16 protein-coding genes and 1 riboswitch are annotated in these 18,067 nt (G+C 55.6%); of the genes, 9 read left to right on the forward strand and 7 right to left on the reverse strand.

All coding sequences use genetic code 11. The features are described from left to right. The 3 genes from K5905_RS07975 to K5905_RS07985 all read right to left on the reverse strand — a co-directional run. On the reverse strand, nucleotides 1-1,178 hold a 1,178-nt coding region (locus K5905_RS07975; RefSeq protein WP_297582270.1), incomplete at its 3' end, for a TRAP transporter large permease. Continuing rightward, nucleotides 1,178-1,843 (reverse strand): TRAP transporter small permease, encoded by a 666-nt coding sequence (locus tag K5905_RS07980; RefSeq protein ID WP_297582271.1) that lies wholly within the window; start codon nucleotides 1,841-1,843, stop codon nucleotides 1,178-1,180. The genes K5905_RS07975 and K5905_RS07980, both read right to left, overlap by 1 nt. 74 nt (nucleotides 1,844-1,917) lie before the next feature. Next, on the reverse strand, nucleotides 1,918-3,081 hold the full coding sequence (locus K5905_RS07985) for a TRAP transporter substrate-binding protein (RefSeq protein WP_297582272.1): 1,164 nt from the start codon (nucleotides 3,079-3,081) through the stop codon (nucleotides 1,918-1,920). A gap of 176 nt (nucleotides 3,082-3,257) precedes the next feature. Here K5905_RS07985 and K5905_RS07990 point away from each other — a divergent pair, with 176 nt between their 5' ends. Further along, nucleotides 3,258-4,859 carry a GMC family oxidoreductase gene (locus tag K5905_RS07990; RefSeq protein ID WP_297582274.1) on the forward strand — a complete coding sequence of 534 codons (1,602 nt, stop codon included), beginning with the start codon at nucleotides 3,258-3,260 and terminating at the stop codon, nucleotides 4,857-4,859. Nucleotides 4,860-4,986: 127 nt separating this feature from the next. Here K5905_RS07990 and K5905_RS07995 read toward each other — a convergent pair whose 3' ends face one another. Continuing rightward, nucleotides 4,987-5,736 carry an SDR family oxidoreductase gene (locus tag K5905_RS07995; RefSeq protein WP_297582277.1) on the reverse strand — a complete coding sequence of 250 codons (750 nt, stop codon included), beginning with the start codon at nucleotides 5,734-5,736 and terminating at the stop codon, nucleotides 4,987-4,989. On the opposite strand from K5905_RS07995, the gene K5905_RS08000 reads away from it, so the two are divergent. Further along, nucleotides 5,735-6,736 carry an AraC family transcriptional regulator gene (locus tag K5905_RS08000; RefSeq protein WP_297582280.1) on the forward strand — a complete coding sequence of 334 codons (1,002 nt, stop codon included), beginning with the start codon at nucleotides 5,735-5,737 and terminating at the stop codon, nucleotides 6,734-6,736. The two genes, K5905_RS07995 and K5905_RS08000, sit on opposite strands and share 2 nt — an antisense overlap. Before the next feature lie 113 nt (nucleotides 6,737-6,849). Continuing rightward, entirely contained in the window at nucleotides 6,850-7,785 is a 936-nt protein-coding gene (locus K5905_RS08005; RefSeq protein WP_297582282.1) for an NUDIX domain-containing protein, read from the forward strand. Nucleotides 7,786-7,826: 41 nt separating this feature from the next. On the opposite strand, the gene K5905_RS08010 is transcribed toward K5905_RS08005, so the two are convergent. Continuing rightward, complete coding sequence (locus tag K5905_RS08010; RefSeq protein ID WP_297582284.1) at nucleotides 7,827-8,606, reverse strand: FadR/GntR family transcriptional regulator; 780 nt, start codon at nucleotides 8,604-8,606, stop codon at nucleotides 7,827-7,829. 247 nt (nucleotides 8,607-8,853) lie between these two features. Here K5905_RS08010 and K5905_RS08015 point away from each other — a divergent pair, with 247 nt between their 5' ends. The 3 genes from K5905_RS08015 to dld all read left to right on the forward strand — a co-directional run bounded on the left by K5905_RS08015 (nucleotide 8,854) and on the right by dld (nucleotide 13,868). Beyond that, the gene (locus K5905_RS08015; protein WP_297582287.1) at nucleotides 8,854-9,903 is read left to right on the forward strand and encodes a TRAP transporter substrate-binding protein; all 1,050 of its coding nucleotides are present in this window, start codon (nucleotides 8,854-8,856) and stop codon (nucleotides 9,901-9,903) included. Between the two features lie 126 nt (nucleotides 9,904-10,029). Then, the gene (locus K5905_RS08020) at nucleotides 10,030-12,096 is read left to right on the forward strand and encodes a TRAP transporter large permease subunit (protein WP_297582290.1); all 2,067 of its coding nucleotides are present in this window, start codon (nucleotides 10,030-10,032) and stop codon (nucleotides 12,094-12,096) included. A gap of 53 nt (nucleotides 12,097-12,149) precedes the next feature. Then, the gene (gene dld, locus K5905_RS08025; RefSeq protein ID WP_297582293.1) at nucleotides 12,150-13,868 is read left to right on the forward strand and encodes a D-lactate dehydrogenase; all 1,719 of its coding nucleotides are present in this window, start codon (nucleotides 12,150-12,152) and stop codon (nucleotides 13,866-13,868) included. A gap of 51 nt (nucleotides 13,869-13,919) precedes the next feature. Here the strand turns inward: dld and metA are convergent, their stop codons facing one another. Further along, nucleotides 13,920-14,867, reverse strand: a complete 948-nt coding sequence (metA, locus tag K5905_RS08030; RefSeq protein WP_297582295.1) for a homoserine O-succinyltransferase — start codon at nucleotides 14,865-14,867, stop codon at nucleotides 13,920-13,922. Nucleotides 14,868-14,903: 36 nt separating this feature from the next. Then, nucleotides 14,904-15,009: riboswitch (SAM-I-IV-variant riboswitch) on the reverse strand. A gap of 135 nt (nucleotides 15,010-15,144) precedes the next feature. After that, the gene (locus K5905_RS08035; protein WP_297582297.1) at nucleotides 15,145-15,774 is read right to left on the reverse strand and encodes a TetR/AcrR family transcriptional regulator; all 630 of its coding nucleotides are present in this window, start codon (nucleotides 15,772-15,774) and stop codon (nucleotides 15,145-15,147) included. 107 nt (nucleotides 15,775-15,881) lie between these two features. On the opposite strand from K5905_RS08035, the gene K5905_RS08040 reads away from it, so the two are divergent. The 3 genes from K5905_RS08040 (at nucleotide 15,882) to K5905_RS08050 (ending at nucleotide 17,708) form a co-directional block, all read left to right on the forward strand. After that, entirely contained in the window at nucleotides 15,882-16,340 is a 459-nt protein-coding gene (locus K5905_RS08040) for a DMT family transporter (RefSeq protein ID WP_297582299.1), read from the forward strand. 74 nt (nucleotides 16,341-16,414) lie between these two features. Beyond that, a complete protein-coding gene (locus tag K5905_RS08045) occupies nucleotides 16,415-16,876 on the forward strand; it encodes a nuclear transport factor 2 family protein (RefSeq protein WP_297582301.1) in 462 nt (153 codons plus the stop codon). Then, the gene (locus K5905_RS08050) at nucleotides 16,869-17,708 is read left to right on the forward strand and encodes an ergot alkaloid biosynthesis protein (protein WP_297582303.1); all 840 of its coding nucleotides are present in this window, start codon (nucleotides 16,869-16,871) and stop codon (nucleotides 17,706-17,708) included. The genes K5905_RS08045 and K5905_RS08050 overlap by 8 nt, the downstream gene beginning before the upstream one ends. Nucleotides 17,709-18,067: the final 359 nt, after the last annotated feature.

Below are 18,067 nucleotides of genomic sequence, written 5' to 3' on the forward strand. Positions count from 1 at the left end.
GCTCCGACCAGGAAAATCACCGAAAAGTGGACCGGATCCACACCGACTGAAGCTGCAATGGGTGCCAGGATCGGAGCGAGAATGATCGTGACCGGCAAGCTTTCCAAGACCATGCCTGAGAAGAACACGATGACCATCGACGTGAACAGGACGGCGTGATACCCGCCCATTGAGGTAACAAAATCGCCGATTGTCTGCTGTGCGCCCAGAAGCGACAGGATCTGTTGCATGACAACGGAGATCGCGATGAGCGGCGCCAGAATGCCGGTGATCTGCGCTGAACGGATCACGATGGACGGGATCGCCGGTATGGTGAAGCCCTCGACCACAAGCATTTCCGCGTAACTCTTTTCCTCGATCGATTTCGGTTGCCCTGCCCCCATCACCCGGTTGAGTGGATAACTTACCAGCCCGGCGATCACACAAAATCCAACAGTTACACCCGCCGCTTCGGTCGGCGAAAATTTGCCGGTATAGATCCCCCAAAGGACAAGACCAATTGCAAAGAAACCAAGCCATGCGCCGAATGCGGTTTTCAGGATCCTGTTCATTTGCAGAGGGATGAGATGGCCCCAGCCATTCAGCCGGCAAATGATCCAGCAGGCAAACTGCATCCCCATGACCATCAGGGCGCCAGGCAGGATACCCGCAACGAACAATTCCGAAATAGGCAGGTTCATGAGAAAGCCGTAGACGATGAAAATGATCGACGGCGGTATGATGATCCCGACCGTGCCTCCTGCCGCTGCGGTGGCGGCACTGAAGCGCTCATCGTAACCACCTTTCACCATTTCGGGGTGCAGCATCGAACCGATTGTAGCGGTTGTTGCCGAATTTGACCCTGAAATGGCGGCAAACAGACCGCATGCCCCAAGCGACGCCATGGCCAATCCGCCGCGAATCCAACCAAGGCAGGCATAGGCAAAGTCACTCAATCGTCTGGCAATTCCGGACTTGTTTATCAGATCACCCGTCAGGATGAACAACGGCATTGCCAGAAGCGCAAACCCTTTGTTGAACACGTTCAGCAGTTCTGCACCGATGTTATCGAGCGTCAATCCGAGAACGAAAGAGCAGCCGATAACCCAGTAGCCGATGACCAGAAGTACCGGGACGCCCAGCATGAAGAGAAAGGTGACCCCCAACGAGATCAGTGTTACCCAGGTGCCATCGGTCATCAGTCAGATCCAATCACGGCTTGCTGGATCAGGGGTCTGCCGTTTTTCCAGTTGCTCAAATCCTGGGCGAGATTCTGGAAAACCCGCCCGATCATCAGGACGAAAGCAAGCGGTACGGTGATCAGAAACCACCATTGCATGACATTGTCGGTGCCTAGCACGATCTGAAAGTTGGACGCAGACAACGCAACCAGTCTTGTCGTCGTGACAATGACAATCACGGCGAATACGAACCAAAGTACCGCATCCAGAATAAGACAGGCCAACTGACCTGCAGGCGGCATGGCCGCGCGGAACTCGTTGAAACTCAAATGTGTGCGCAGGTGAACGTTGAAGGCTGCCCCGAACCACGCCATCACCATGAACAGCAGAGGTGGAATGGTTGTCGACCACGGCTCCTGATCGTTGAAGACAAAACGATCGATAACGCCCCAAAATATAATCAGTGCAATTGCGAGATAGGAGTAGACCATTACCGAACGCTCCAGGTGGCGTTCGAGGAACGGAGATGCACGATAGAGCATCAGAACCGCAAAGCCGCCCAATGCAGCCGCAACAGTTCCGACAACCCAGGCTGCGTTTGAGCGCAAAGCGGATTGTATTTCAAAGGAATCGTTGCTGAGTATGGCGCTGAATATTGCCCCGATATCCGCCCAAAGCGACATTGACCTTGTCCTCCCAGTCCGGTCCTGATGTTTGAACCGGCCCGTTGGGGCCGGTTCAGCAAGCCTACTCAGCCTTAGCTCTTCCACCAACGGCGAGGTTCGACATTTTCCGGAAGCGTGTCGGCCGGAATCTGCCGGGCGATGTCGTAGATTTCCTGATAAGTGTCGATGCCACCGGCCCATTTGTTGAGACGCTCACGCCACTCGGCCCAAGGCTCCGGATTATAGTTCGGGGCGCACATTTCCTCTGCCAGTTTGATCTGATCTTCGGCCAGGAATGCCGGGCGCACGCCATTTTCAGCAAAAATGGTGTTGGGCAGTTGAGGCTCGGAGAAACCGACAGTGTTCAGCAATGCTGCTTCATTCGCCCCCTGGATCAAGGCTTGGGTGAAATAGGCAGATTCCATAACCGCGTCCTGCAGAGGGCCATCAAGACTGTCGAAGACCTTCGCCGACATCGACGTATGCTCCGTACCGCAGAAGAATTTCAGGTTTACCGACTGTGAAACCACCGGAGACATGTTGGCATAGGCAACCGCCGACGCCCAGGTTTCCGCACCATCGATCAGACCCGTTTTCAACGCATCGAGCGTCTCCTCCCAGGCAACCGGAACCGGGTTGAGGTTCAGAAGCTGCATCGCGATACGGCCAAGCTGGGTGCCCGTCACGCGGTTCTTGGTGCCGAAAAGCTCCTCAAGCTTGGTAACGGTCGGTTTGTCTTCAAAACTCGCCCCCATCTGCAGCCCGCGCAATTCACAATGGGTGAAGAGGAACTTCAATCCATGGCGTTTTTCCAATGGATCGCGCAGGATGCGCTGGCTTTCCGGACTGTAGAAAAAGTGATACTGCGCCGCCCGGCTCGGGAACATGTAGGCGTAGTCGAGAACATTGAGGTATGGCGCGCCACCAGCTGAATTCTGGGTCGACGCAGCATAAATATCCACGATACCCTGCTGTGTTTTCTCCACACAGCTCAACTGACCGCAGATCTGGTTGTCACCGATAAACTCAACACGGATCTCGCCGTCCGTGCGCTCTTCCAAATCACGCGCGAATTCGATTGCCCCTGCCCGTTCGATCAGGAGATTGCGCGTGTTAAAACCGGCAGCTCCGAACTTCAGAGTGTGCTTAGGTTCTTTCGAAAACCGTTTTTCATATGTGGATTCAGCAGCTTGAGCCAGTTTAGCCAGGCTCATGGCACTCCCGAAGCCTCCGGCTGCCAGCAGTGTTGAACTCATTCCATATTGTCCCGCCACCTTAAAAAGGTCGCGCCGAGAAATTCCGCTCAGTTTCTTACCAATCTCCATTGCCTTCCTCCCAAAAGTCAAATAATGAGACATTTCGTATCAAAAAATGCTAGTATAGTTCATCCAATTTGCATAGAGTTTTTTTCACACAAATGGAGGGAGGGATCATGGAAGTGGATTATGCCATTGTCGGTGCAGGCTCTTCCGGGTGCGTGATCGCCAATCGGCTGAGTGCCGATCCAGGCACCAGTGTGGCGCTGCTCGAGGCCGGCGGCCGCGATACCAATCCGTGGATCCACATCCCTGTCGGTTACTTCAAGACAATGCATAATCCCTCGGTCGACTGGTGTTATCGCACCGAACCCGACCCCGGCCTGAACGGCCGCTCCATCGACTGGCCGCGCGGCAAGGTTCTGGGAGGCTCCTCCTCCCTCAATGGGTTGCTGTATGTACGCGGACAAAAAGAAGACTATGAGCGCTGGCGGCAGATGGGCAATCAGGGCTGGGGCTGGGACGATGTCCTTCCCCTGTTCAAGCGCAGCGAAGACCAGGAACGCGGAGCAGACGACTATCACGGCAAGGACGGCCCCTTGTCGGTCTCCAATATGCGAATCCAGCGGCCGATCTGCGACGCCTGGGTCGCCGCAGCCCAGGCTGCGGGTTACCCGTTCAATCCGGATTACAATGGTGAAACGCAGGAAGGTGTCGGCTATTTCCAGCTGACGACGCGAAATGGCCGCAGATGCAGTGCCGCCGTCGCTTTTCTCAAACCCATCCGGGACCGGGAGAACCTGCAAATCGTCACAAAGGCAATGGTGACGCGCGTCGTTATGGAAGGAAAGCGCGCCACCGGACTTCGATACCTGGACCGGTCTGGCACTGAGCGGGAACTCAAGGTCCGGCGTGAAGTGATCCTGTCCGGGGGAGCCATCAACTCACCGCAAATTCTGATGCTGTCTGGTATCGGCGACCCGAACCATTTGAAGAAGAACGGGATCGAACCAGTGCACGCCCTGCCGGGGGTGGGAAAAGGGTTGCAGGACCACTTGCAGGCACGATTGGTGTTCAAGTGTAACGAGCCAACCTTGAACGACGAAGTCCGCAGTTACTACAATCAGGCCCGCATCGCGCTGAAATACGCACTGTTTCGGGCCGGGCCAATGACCATGGCCGCAAGTCTGGCGACCGGTTTCATGAAAACCCGACCTGAAATGGAAACGCCCGATATCCAGTTTCACGTTCAACCCTGGTCCGCCGACAGTCCCGGAGAAGGTGTTCACCCCTTTTCCGCCTTCACCATGTCGGTCTGCCAGCTGCGCCCGGAAAGCCGCGGAGAAATTAGACTGGATGGACCTGACCCGAAGAGTTACGTCAGGATCGTGCCGAATTATCTGTCCACGGAGACCGACTGCCGGACGCTGGTGGACGGGGTGAATATTGCCCGCAAGATCGCGTGGCATCGTCCCCTGGCAACAAAAATCTCCGAAGAATTCCGCCCCTCCGCCGATCTTTCAGTTGATGATTATGAAGGTACGCTGGACTGGGCCCGATCGAATTCCGTCTCAATTTATCACCCGACCGGAACCTGCAAGATGGGAACCGGCAACGGTGCGGTCGTGGACGCAAAATTGCGCGTACACGGTATCGACAATCTGCGCGTTGCGGATTGTTCAATCATGCCTGAGATCGTCAGTGGAAATACAAATGCACCCGCCATCATGATTGGCGAGAAAGCAAGCGACCTCGTCTTGGAAAACCGGCAGGCTTAGTTGATGCCGACATTCAACAGAAGCGCACTCGTGTTTTCAATTCATGAAGGTTTCGAAGGGGATTGAAACATTGTCTGTCGGGCAGCGTTCGTTACCGCTGCCCGAAAGGTCGATCGTGAGGTAAAGATCAGGCGGCCAGTGCTTCCGCGTCACTTCCGGCAGGTAGGCGAAGCGGACAATTTGCATCGGTGACCGCGCGCCACACTGCTTTGACAACGTCTTCAGGACGTGTCGGCTCTTTGGCGGCATTTTCCTTGAACGCACTCATGACATCTTCGACAAAGGGTCTGTAGTCTTCCGGTGCTTCGCTCTCCCCTGCCATCAGGGCCATTGCATTGCTGCCAAACTGCGTAGCCGGCGCCTGCCCCGGCAAAACCAACCTCACGCTGATACCAAGTGGTGCAAGCTCTAGGGCAAGACACTCGGTATAGGCATTCACTGCTGCCTTGCTGGCTGTGTAGACCGGCAATAGCGGGAGAGATTTCAGCGTGACACTGGACGAAACATTGACGATGACGCCAGCAGTTTTCGACCGCATTTGCGGCAACACGGCCCGGATCATCTCGAATGTGCCGTGAACATTGGTTTCAAATATTTTGCGAATGACCTGGTCGGAAGTCCCTTCAAAGGGAGATAGCCAGCCAATTCCAGCGTTGTTTACAAGCGCGTCGATCGGTCCTGCGGCTTCTACGGCACGAGCAATGCTGTCTTGGTCGGTTACATCCAGCCTTAATAGCCGCAAACGATCCGAAGCCGGGAGCACCGCCGTGTCCGGATTGCGCATTGTCGCGACCACCGACCATCCCTGTTTGAGAAAGTAGCGGGCGGTTTCGAGCCCGAAGCCTGAAGAGCAACCAGTAATCATCACAGTTTTCATGACAAGTCTCCGTTCAATCAATGCCCTTGATATCGACCTGAAACGCGAAACGATCTACTATGAAAAGTCCTTACTTTTTTATCGAAAGTCCGAAATGCCTGATCCACTTTCCGAAGTGATATCTCTTTTGCACCCGATGGCTCCCTATTCAAAACTTGCCATGGCGTCAGGACCGTTCAGGGTTCACCGCGAAGATGTGAACGAATTGTTCTACTGCATGCTCCTTTCCGGTCGGGCCAGTTTGAGTGTTGGTGGAAATTCTCCCGTTGAGCTTAGGACCGATGACTTTGCACTTATCCCAACTGTTTCGACTTTTACGCTCTCCAGTCTCGATCCACCGCCACCTCAAGGCTTGATCAGCCGCCCGGAGCTCGGTGAAGATGGAATTTTCCGGATCGGCTCTTCAAATTCACCTGAAGAGGTTCAGCTCCTTGTTGGCCATTGCAGTTTTGCCAGCCCGGATACGGAACTTCTGGTAACGTTGTTGCCTGACATTGCCATCGTGCACGGTGAGAAACGCCTGGCGACATTGGCCACTCTTGTGCGAGATGAGGTCCTTTCAGATCGCCCGGCTTGTGATGTTGTGGTTGAGCATTTACTGCAGGTCCTGCTGATCGAAGCGCTGCGCTCCTCCAGCGATACCGACGCATCATCCGGTCTGTTGCGCGGGTTGACGGATGCCCGGATTGGTCCGGCACTGCGTGCAATACACGCCGAACCGGACAACACCTGGAATGTGCATGATTTGGCGAGGCGAGCCGGGTTATCGCGATCGGCGTTCTTTACACGGTTCAACCGTCTCGTCGGCGTTGCTCCGATGAGTTACGTGTCGAACTGGAGAATGACACTCGCCAAGCACATGCTGCGCTCAGGTCGCCATGGTGTCGCTGAAGTATCAGACAGGATCGGTTACGGCTCAACCAGCGCTTTCAGCACCGCCTTCACACGTCATGTCGGCGATACGCCGACCCGATATGCAAAGGCTTTCACCGCGAATTAAATCAGTTAGGGGACACGCTGCGTTCCTTGTGACAGAACTCGGCTCGTAAGCTACCATTCGGGTGAGCCAAGGTGCACTCCTGCGCTTTGCAGAAGCCTTACGGGAGAGACGTCATGGAACTCCTGATCTTATGTGCCGGTGCGGGTGAAAAGTCCTGGGATGGCGCCAAATCGGACCGGCCCCTGCGCACCAAAGGCAAACGTCAGGCCCAAAAAATCGGTGCCTGGATGGGACGGATGGGAGTGTGTCCCGACATAGTCCTGACGAGCCTCGATCTGCGCGCCAGGGTGACTGCGCAAAAAGCGCTGAAATCGGCAGGATGGACGGCACGCGCCATTCAAAAGTCACCTGAGCTATCGGCAGGAACTTTGCCTGATTTTCCGGACGCGCGAAAAATTCTCCTTGTCGGTTCGTCGACGGAGATGCGCTGCCTTTTAGATGAACTCGGCCTTACGGCTGAACCTGAGCTCAGAGCCGGTGTCCTGCTCCATCTGACCCGGAATAAGGGCCGAATTAGCCTGGTAACGCGTGTTGATCCTCAAGATTTGCCCAATCACTTCCCCTACCCCGCTCCTGACGGCCCGGAGCAGCGCGAGCGGCCAGCCTATTACTACACGCAGTCCGCAGTCATTCCCTATCGCCGAACCAATAAGGGCACGGAAATTCTGATCACCGGGTCCAGCAGCGGACGGCATTGGGTTGTTCCAAAGGGGATTGTTGAACCCGGCCTCAGCCCTGCGGCATCGGCAATGACCGAGGCCAGGGAAGAGGCCGGCGTCGAGGGCCGGGTCGAAACCCCAGCGCTTGGAACATTTTCATATGAAAAATGGGGAGCGAGCTGTCAGGTCGAAGTCTTCGCAATGGAAGTTACGAACATCCTTCCTGACGTGGCCTGGGAGGAAAATCATCGAAACCGAAAATGGGTCTCCGTCTTCGACGCAGCCTCACTCCTTCAGCACCCGGCATTCCGGAAAATGGCGATGGAGATTCAAGCTGCGCTGGATTGCAACCAGGTTGACGGAACCCAGTCCTCCAAACACCCCAAATAACGGCACTATTTGCAATCGACGGTATATCTGCGACTGCGTACTTACAAACCTGCAGCCATTTTCCGTTTCCTTGCAAAGGCTTCGCGCCGTTCGCGGTCTTCCCCGACACGGAAGGACATTTCGACAAAATCGAGGTGATCCCGGGCAGCAGCCTCTGCCTCTGCCGGATTGCCCGCAAGCACGGCCGACGCAATGCGCAGATGCTGTTCGAGCAGACGTTCGCCAGAGCCATCGATCGTGCGCAGGTATCGACGGTTATAGAAGACACCGCGACGGGTGAGATCGTAGATGGACCGCATCATGTGAATGAGCATGGCGTTGTGACTGGCATTGACGATGATGCTGTGGAACCTGACATCGGCCTCCTCCGAGGCTTCCAGGTCACCATTTTCCTGTGCTCGTTCCAGTTCTTCCACGACCTCTTCAATTGCCGCGCGGTCTGAGGAAGTTGCACGCTCAGCTGCAAGACGGGCGGCAAAGGCTTCCTGTTCCTTGCGATATTCCAGATAGTCGTAAAAGGCGACACCATGACGGGCATAAAGATCGATCAGCGCCGGGGTCATTGCCTGACCGGAGAGCTGCGCGACGAAAGTCCCCTCGCCGTGGCGCACATGCAATAGCCCCAGGTCCTCAAGGCGCTTGAGCGCATCACGCACCTTTGGCCTGGACACGTCGAACCGTTCGGATAGCTCACGCTCTGATGGAAGCCGAGCGCCTTCCGGCAGGATCCCCTGCACGATCAGACTCTCGATCTGGTTCGCAACCAGATCGACAACCGACTCCGATGCAATGGGCTCGAACACATTGTTCAAATCACTCATGCCACACCTCCAGACACAGTGGTAATATTGCTTTACCTCGCAAACAAGTATTTTCACGGATAAATTGCTATTTTCTTTCAATTTCCCAGCTTCTTACGGCTAGGCATTCAGCAACAAAAGCCTCCCCTTCCCAATCAGTGGTAAATAAAATTGTTGACTGAAGCATGAGGTTAACTTTATTTACCTCTCTGTTTTCGTTGTTCGACGCCTCAATCGGTATGTCGACAACCATTCTGGAGGAGAAAATATGTCCCGATTTCTGACCGGCCTCGTGCTTGCCGCAGGTCTTGCCACCCAACCCGCCCTGGCAGCCGACAAGCTGATGCTGAAGGTTCCCGTCGCGTTCTCAACCGAGCTGCCGAGCCTTGGCACCCCGATCCCGCGGGTTGCAAAAGAAGTCGACCTGATGTCGGGTGGCACCTTGCGGATGAAAGTCTATGAACCCGGCAAGCTGGTTCCGGCGTTCGAGATTCTCGATGCGGTTTCGTCTGGAAAAATAAATGCAGGCTACACCACAGCTGGATATTGGGCGGGCAAGATCCCGGCAGCACCATTGTTTTCCGCGATCCCATTCGGTCCTGAAGCCGGTGAGTACATGGCATGGATTTATTACGGGAATGGTCTGGATCTGTATCAACGCATGTATGACGAGGCTGGCTACAACGTAAAAGTCCTGCCTTGCGCCGTGATTGCTCCGGAAACTTCCGGCTGGTTTTCCAAAGAGATCAACTCGGCGGACGACCTGAAGGGCCTGAAAATGCGTTTCTTCGGCCTTGGCGGCAAGGTGATGGAAAAGCTTGGTGTAGCAACGTCGCTGTTGCCGGGCGGCGAGATATTCCCGGCCCTCGAAAAAGGTGCCATTGACGCGACCGAATTCTCGATGCCGGCTATTGACCAGCGGCTCGGTTTTCACAAAGTGGCCAAATACAACTACTTCCCCGGCTGGCATCAGCAGGCGACGGTGTTTGAGCTGCTGATCAACAAGGATGTCTGGAACGAGGCGTCCGAGCAGCATCAGCATATTCTGGCGGAAGCCTGCAAGGCCTCCATGGCCGACAGCTTTGCCGAGGGGGAAGCGCTGCAGTTTGATGCACTCAAGCGAAATGTCGAAGAAAACGGCGTTGAGCTGCGCAAGTGGAGCCCGGAAATGCTCCAACTCTTCCGTGACACCTGGGAGGAAGTTGCTGCGGAAGAAGCCGCCAGCAACGAGTATTTCGCGGAAGTCTATGCAGACCTGACCGAGTTCCGCTCGAATTACGACCTTTGGGAGAAGAACGCGTTCCTACCGCGGTTCTGATCTTAAGCCCGTGCCGCACCGGTTTGCCGGTGCGGCTCTTGCCCCGACATTTTCAGCGCGCCCAGAGCGGTCTCAACAAGGATCGCAACCGGGTGAGCTGTGGCCGTACTGAGGAGGACCGGCACGATGACGATGAACCCGGATTATCAAGGCGACCTTGCCGAAACCTACGAGGCGATCACCGAACACGGTGACCCTGATCGCTTTGGGATTGCCGTTGCGATCGACCGGTTCGTAAGGGCCGTCGGCCATGTCGTCATGCTGGCCAATCTCGTCCTGATTGCTGCCATCGTCACTCAGGTCGTCCTGCGCTACGCCTTCAATCTCAACTTTCCCAAACTCGATGAATTGCAGTGGCATATCTACGGCCTGGTGACCATGACCGGTGTCTCCTATGCGCTGACCACCGATAGCCACGTGCGTGTCGACCTAATGCATATGCAGCTCTCGCGCAGAGCGCAGCGGGTGGTCGAGATCCTCGGCATTCTGCTGCTGCTTGCACCGTTCATATGGTTGATGATCGACCAGGGCTTCGACTATTTCCAAGAGAGTTACAGGGTTGATGAACGCTCATCGTCGGCAACCGGTCTGGCATTTCGCTGGGCTTTCAAGGCGATCATTCCCATCAGCTTCGTTCTTCTTGGCATCGCGGCCTTCGCGCGGCTGCTGCATGACATTCATGCCTTGCTCACCGCAGGAGCGGTAGAACGGCAGGGTGTCGGCTTCACGCGTATTCTGGTTCTCATTGGCATCTTCGCACTGGTAACGGCTGGGCTAGCAACACTCGTTGAAACGACCGAGGAAATGCTTGTCATTGCCATGTTCATGAGCTTTGTCGGCCTGCTTTTCACCGGTTTTCCTGTGGCCTGGACCCTGGCCGGCACCGGCATGATCTTCTGTGGGCTCGCCTATCAGTTCGACATGGGGAACATGGCCTGGACAGGACTGGAGGACACATTTACCGGGCTCGACTACCTGACGCTCGGCGCGGTGGTGAACCGTGTTTATGCCGTCATGTCGAACGCTGTCCTTGTTGCCCTGCCGATGTTCATTTTCATGGGACTTATGCTGGACGAAAGCGGTGTTGCAGAGCGGCTGATGACCTCGATGACCCGGCTGTTCGGCACCGTGCGCGGTGGACTTGCCATCACGGTGACACTGATCGGCATCATCCTCGCGGCGTCCACAGGGATCGTCGGCGCTTCTGTGGTGCTGCTCGGCGTCCTGTCCCTTCCCGCCATGATGCAACACCGGTACTCCAAGACGCTGTCAACCGGCGTGGTTGCCGCTTCAGGTACACTCGGCATACTCATACCGCCCTCCATCATGCTGGTGATCATGGCGGACCAGATGGCCCTGTCGGTTGGTGACCTGTTCATGGCGGCCGCGATCCCGGGCATGCTGCTTGGCGCAATCTATCTGCTCTATATCTTCAGCCTTGCCCTGCTCAGCCCCAAATCCGCACCGGCACCCGATGACGCGCGCATGCCGGACTGGGCTGCCTTCAAGAATATTTTCGTTGCGCTTGTGCCGCCGCTCATCCTGATTTTCGCTGTGCTCGGATCGATTTTTGCCGGCATCTGTACGCCTACGGAAGCGTCGGGGATTGGAGCCATCGGAGCGACACTTCTCGCCCTCGCCTATCGCAAACTGACCTTTGCGAAAACCTGGAATGTGCTCAAGGCAACTTTCAACACGACCGCCTACATCTTTGCTATCTTTCTGGGCGCGACGGTGTTTTCCTTCGTGTTGCGCGAGCTTGGCGGCGACGAGTTGATTGAGAGCATGGTCTCCTCCACCGGCCTCGGTCCCAGCGGTACCGTGATCTTCATTCTGGGGATTGTCTTTCTTCTGGGTTTCGTGCTCGACTGGATTGAAATCACCCTGATCGTGCTTCCCTTGATGCGCCCGATCGTCAACGGCCTCGGCCTGGATATTCCGGGCTTTGGAGCGATGGACGAACCGGCACTGGTCTGGTTTGTGATCCTTGTTGCTGTAACGTTACAGACATCATTCCTGACACCACCAGTCGGCTTCTCGCTCTTTTACCTCAAGGGTGTTTGCCCCGACGGCATCAAGCTGACGGATATCTATAAGGGGATCGTGCCATTTGTACTGCTGCAGCTACTTGGTTTGACGCTGGTCTTCCTTTGGCCTGCACTTGCAACCTGGCTTCCATCGGTGGCTTACTGATAAAAACAGGCCGCTTGTAGCGGCCTGCACCCAATTCCGGCATGAGACCCGACATGACGCAAGATGTTTTGATCCAAAGCCTGAAGGAAATTGTCGGCGCACGTCACTGCCTGACGGATGCCCGCAAGACCGAACGATATCGCAAGGGCTTTCGTTCCGGTGAAGGCGAGGCAATAGCTGTCGTCATCCCCGGCACGCTGGTCGAAATGTGGCAGGTTCTGCAGGCCATTGTCGTGGCGGACTGCATCGTCATCATGCAGGCGGCCAATACCGGGTTGACCGAGGGGTCAACGCCAAAGGGGCACTATGACCGGGACGTGGTCATTGTGTCGACGCTGCGCCTTGATCATCTGCACGTTCTCGACGATGGCCGCCAGATTGTCAGCCAGCCCGGCGGCACGCTGTTCCACCTTGAAAAATTGCTGAAGCCCTATGGCCGTCAACCGCATTCGGTGATCGGATCATCCTGCATCGGCGCGTCCATCATCGGCGGTGTTTGCAACAATTCCGGCGGTGCCCTGGTCAGGCGTGGCCCGGTCTATACCGAGTTGTCGCTTTATGCTCAGGTCAACAAGGAAGGTGAGCTAGAGCTCATCAACCACCTCGGGATCGATCTGGGACAATCTCCGGAGGAAATCCTGGGAAAACTGGATCGGGGCGAAATCGACCCCGACAGTGTTAGTCACGACGCGGGACGTGCCTCCGATGACGACTACGGTGAACGGGTTCGAGACGTGGATGCCGCAAGCCCTGCCCGATACAACGCAGATCCGCGCGGATTATATGAAACCTCGGGATCGGCCGGAAAAGTTGCCGTTTTTGCCGTCCGCCTTGACACTTTTCCGGTCGAGACAGGCGAAAAGGTCTATTACATAGGCACCAATGATCCGACCGAATTGACGGCACTGCGCCGTCGCCTCTTGACGGAATTGCCGGAACTTCCGGTTAGCGGTGAATATCTCCACCGGGAATGTTTCGACATCGCACATCGTTACGGCAAGGACACGGTGCTGATGATCGACTGGTTCGGAACCGACAGGCTACCGCTATTCTTCGCCCTGAAGGGGGCTCTGGATGCGCGTTTGAACAAGGTTCCCTTTCTGCCAAAAAACCTGACCGACCGGGTGATGCAGTTTCTGTCGCACCTGACACCGGAAGCCTTGCCGCGAAGAATTCTGGATTATCGCGATCGGTTCGAACATCATTTGATCCTGAAAGTTTCGGGCCCGACGGCAACGCAGACCGAAACAATCCTGAACCAGGCTCTCGGGCCAGATCAATGGTTCCTGTGCGACACGTCCGAAACCGGCAAGGCCATGCTCCACCGGTTCGCCGCAGCAGGTGCCGCCGTGCGCTACGGTGCGGTTCATACAAAAGACAGCGAAGGTATCCTTGCGCTCGACATTGCCCTGCGTCGCAACGATGAGGACTGGTTCGAAAAGCTACCGCCGGAGATCGAAGAGCAGATCGCAGTCAAACTCTACTATGGCCATTTTCTGTGCCATGTGCTGCATCAGGACTATGTCGTGAAAAAGGGATGCGATCCCAAGGCCCTGAAAACTGCAATGCTGGAATTATTGGATCAGCGGGGCGCCGAGTATCCTGCCGAACACAATGTCGGTCACATCTACAAGGCCAAGCCCGCGCTGGCAGATCACTACACATCACTCGACCCGACCAACAGTTTCAACCCAGGCATCGGCAAGATGTCACGTGAAAAACACTATGGTCACGCCTGCTGCGGGTCGTCGCACGAAACGGCTGCGGAGTGAAACTGTTGCAGGGTCAGCAACGCCTGCCCGGGCCACTATGGTATGGCGCGATTACGCGCCAACTTCCGCCGTTGTTCCATTTGCAACGGCTGCGACCTGCCCAATTTCATTCACGTCAAACGGCGTCGTCTGGTAAATGTCATTGATCCAGTTCCCAAAAAGGAGATGGGCGTGACCACGCCATTTGTTTTCCGGGGGCAAGGCCGGATTGTCGTCCGGGAAATAGTTTAGCGGCAGCCTGCCACCGCCATCTCGAACAAACTCTTCGCCAAGAGTTTCGGTGTCATATTCCAGGTGATTGAACATCAGCAGCGTACGGCGGTGCGGGTCTTCCAGAAGACACAATCCGCTCTCTTCGTTTTCTGCCAGGATCCGCAAACCGCTTTCTGCCGGAATGTCCTCGTGCCGGTTTTCGGTCCAGCGGGACACCGGCACTTCAAACTCATCACAGAACCCACGAAGATAAGGCGACGTCGGAGCCAGGTTTCGGTGTTTGTAAACCCCAAACCGTTTTTCAGGCAGCAGATGTTTCGGTACATCGTGAAAATGATGAACGGCTGCCTGCGCGGCCCAGCAGATCATGAAACACCGATGGACGTGGGTCTGCGTCCAGTCAAATACCTCAGCCAGTTCAGGCCAATACCGCACCTCCAGAAACGGACGTTTTTCCACTGGCGCCCCGGTGACGATGAAACCGTCAAACCGCTCGTCACGTATGTCCGCCCAAGGCCTGTAAAAGGCTTCCATATGTTCCGCCGGTGTGTTTTGCGGAACATGATCCGTCATCCGCACGAGCGTGAGTTCGATTTGCAAAGGGGTCGCCCCCAACAAGCGGGCAATCTGTGTTTCCGTCTTGATCTTGTTCGGCATCAGGTTGAGCAAACCAATGCGCAAGGGCCGGATGTCCTGCCGGACAGCTTCAGCCTCACGCATAACAATAACTCCCTCCGATTCAAGAGAGCGTCGAGCAGGAAGATTGTCAGAAACTTTAATTGGCACGTGCGTCGATCCTTCTTGCTGAAACGACGCTTGTGGCGAGATCCGCTTGGTTGCCGGTTCGGCCACATTCTCCTTAAGGAGCGCCACCTTGCTCGGAGCAGCAGGTTGGCGTTGGGCGTCGCCCCAACTCTTAATGCGACGCCCTTTTTATGTTGCCAGCTCACAGATGGCAACGGCGAATTATCACAAATTGTTCAACATGGTGGCAACTCAGTACTATGTGATGGAAGGCCGAACGCAAGTCCAAACCCTCAGGAGACGAGCACTGGACCTTTGCCTATCGGGTCATGTTCCGAATGGAAATCGTCACGGTTGCCGCAATCCCGTCGATCTCCTTCGCGTTCAGCTTGCGGCGCTGTACAATGATTGCCCAGTAAAGCGGCGCGATCAGAAAATCCAACGCCATCTCCCGATCGGTCGCCTTGGAAAGTTCGCCGCGTTCAACTGCGCGCTCTATCAATGCAAGCCCCTGAGAACGGCGATCTTGGCCTACTCGAACAACCAGTTCGTCCAACTCATCTGAGCGGGCCCGTTCCGCGTGGAGATCCGGCAGAATTCGCCGAACGAGCGGATGCCTCAGAACGATGGCAAAAGACCTGGTGATGGCAAGAACGTCTTCAGCCAGTGATCCGGTATTCGGAAACGGAGTTATTGCCGTCGCTGTCCGTTCCACGGCCTCATAGACAAAGTCCCGTTTTGATTTCCAGCGCCTGTAGAGCGCTGCCTTGCCAACCCCCGCCCTTGCTGCAATTCGCTCCATCCGTAGCGCCGCGTAGCCGGATTCAGCCCATTCTTCAAACAAGGCCCGATACAAGGCCGCGGTTACAGACGCCTGCAAAACCGCTGCCCCGGCTAATTTGCGTGGAGATTTTTTCTCGTTTTCTTCGTCGGAACGCTTGCGTTTCATCGTTACTTCACTTATATCGTTGGAACGGTATCGTTCCGTCGTTAATGCCATCGAATGTGATGGCATGCAACAGTTCATTTTGCGCTACAGTGCCAAAGGCTGATCGAATGTTCACGGCTTCTCCGCTTCTGCTCTCCGCAATCATCTGCGGTGCCTTCATCCCGGTCCACGCGGCGATGAATGCCAGCTTGAGCCGCACCATGGGACATCCGATTTGGGCAACGGTCGTCTCGTTCGGAATTTCCTTTTTGTGCCTATGCGCATTTTTGATCCTGTTCCGGCCCACTCTGCCGACCTGGACATCGTTTTCGACAACGCCTGTGTGGGCGTGGCTCAGCGGTTTGGTGGGGGTCACATATGTAATCTCGGCCATGTTGCTCGCGCCACGTCTTGGTGCTGCAAGTTTCATTGCGTCCGTCGTCGCAGGTCAGATGCTCATGGCGCTGGTTCTGGATCACTACGGCCTGCTCGGTTTTTCACAACGCACCGTCGAACCCGCGCGTTTTATCGGGGCCTTGCTTGTCATTGCAGGTGTGGTCGCGATGCAGCTCAGCTCCGGCAAGTAGAGCGATATCGGCACCGTTTCATTGCCCTGCACGAAATGAACCAGGGCCAACACTCAGGATTTCAGGAGGTTGACATGACTGAATACAACACGATCCCGAGCTTCGGCGCCATGCTTCGTCAGGCGCTCGGCAATGCAATTGATGCAGACGCAGGTGATGACTTTCTCGCAATGTGTTCCGACGATGTCGTCTTTCAGTTTCCCTTCGCACCCAAAGGCGCGGTAACGGAAATCCGAGGGCGGGAGACCTTGACCTCTTACCTTCAAGCGGCCGGGGCGATGATCTCCTTCGAAAGCATGAAGGCCGCCGTTGTTCATCCCTCGAAGGATGGCAAAACATTCACTCTGGAGTTTTCTTGCAAGGCCAGCGGCTCAAAGACAGGCAGGCGGTACGACCAGGATTATGTGTCCGTCGTGACCGTCCAAGATGGCCGGATTGTCCGGTATCGCGACTACTGGAACCCATTGGTTCTTCTGGATGCCGTCGGCGGCGTCGAGACCCTCAAATCCACATTCAAGGACTTCAGCGATGTCTGAGAACATTCTTGTAACCGGCGGCACCGGCAAAACAGGCCGTCGTGTTGTCGAACGGCTTAAGAAACGCGGATACTCCACCCGAATTGCCAGCCGAAATCCGAAGTCGAGCAGCACCGTGCGTTTTGACTGGAAAGACCACTCGACCTTCGAGGCTGCCTTTAACGATGTTCGGGCGATATATCTCGTGGCACCGACCGATGACTTCGACACGATCGGAGCGATGAAGCCCGCTCTGGAGGCAGCCATCAAGGCAGGTGTCTCCAGATTTGTGCTTCTCAGCGCCTCATCGCTGGATGAAAACGGACCGATGATGGGTGCGGTACATGCCTGGCTGCGGCAAAATGCGCAGGAATGGAGCGTTTTGAGACCCTCCTGGTTCATGCAGAACTTTTCCGAAGGACAGCATCTTGATCCAATTCGGAATGAGGCCTCTCTGTTCTCGGCAACGGAAGACGGGCGTGTCGGATTTATCGATGCCGAAGATATAGCAAACTGTGCGGCAACTCTTCTCGCAGCCCCTTCGGTAGACAACACCGATCACATTCTCACCGGCCCCGATGCGATCACATATGGCGATGTGGCCGAAGCCCTTACCAAACATCTCGGCCGAAAGATAAAACATCACCGACTTACGCCCGAGGGTGTCGCAGCGCGATTTAGGTCCATGGGATTGCCGGAAGCGTATGCAGAAACACTTGCAGCGATGGATACCGCCATCGCGGGCGGTTCAGAAAATCAGGTAACGGATAGCGTTCATGCGATTACCGGAAAAATACCAACATCCGTCGAAAACTTCATCGAGCGCAACCTGAAGACCTGGCAAGCGAATTGAATAGTCTTTCCGGTCAGCCAGACGCCTTCGACCAGCGCGGCTCCGATGACGAGGCCGCGTTTCGGTTGGCTGCCAACCGGTAAATGAGCATGTATCTCCACAACACACAAAACGTGCCTATCGATTGCTGTGAATCTGCGGAAAAAACCGCCTTCTGACCTCGATAAATCAGACCGTTGAAGGCCTACGCAGTACGCCAGCCATTGACGCAAAGACTAGCAACGGTCAAGCGCCAGGCTCCATCGCAATTCCGCATGATGTAATGACCATCGATTTTCTCGAGGATCGTTCCGTCTATCTTGATCCTTTGAACATCGGTTGCGTCGACGATAGCCAGTCCGTTTCCGCATGAAACGGCG

The organism is Roseibium sp., assembly GCF_025698965.1.
Lineage (GTDB): Bacteria > Pseudomonadota > Alphaproteobacteria > Rhizobiales > Stappiaceae > Roseibium.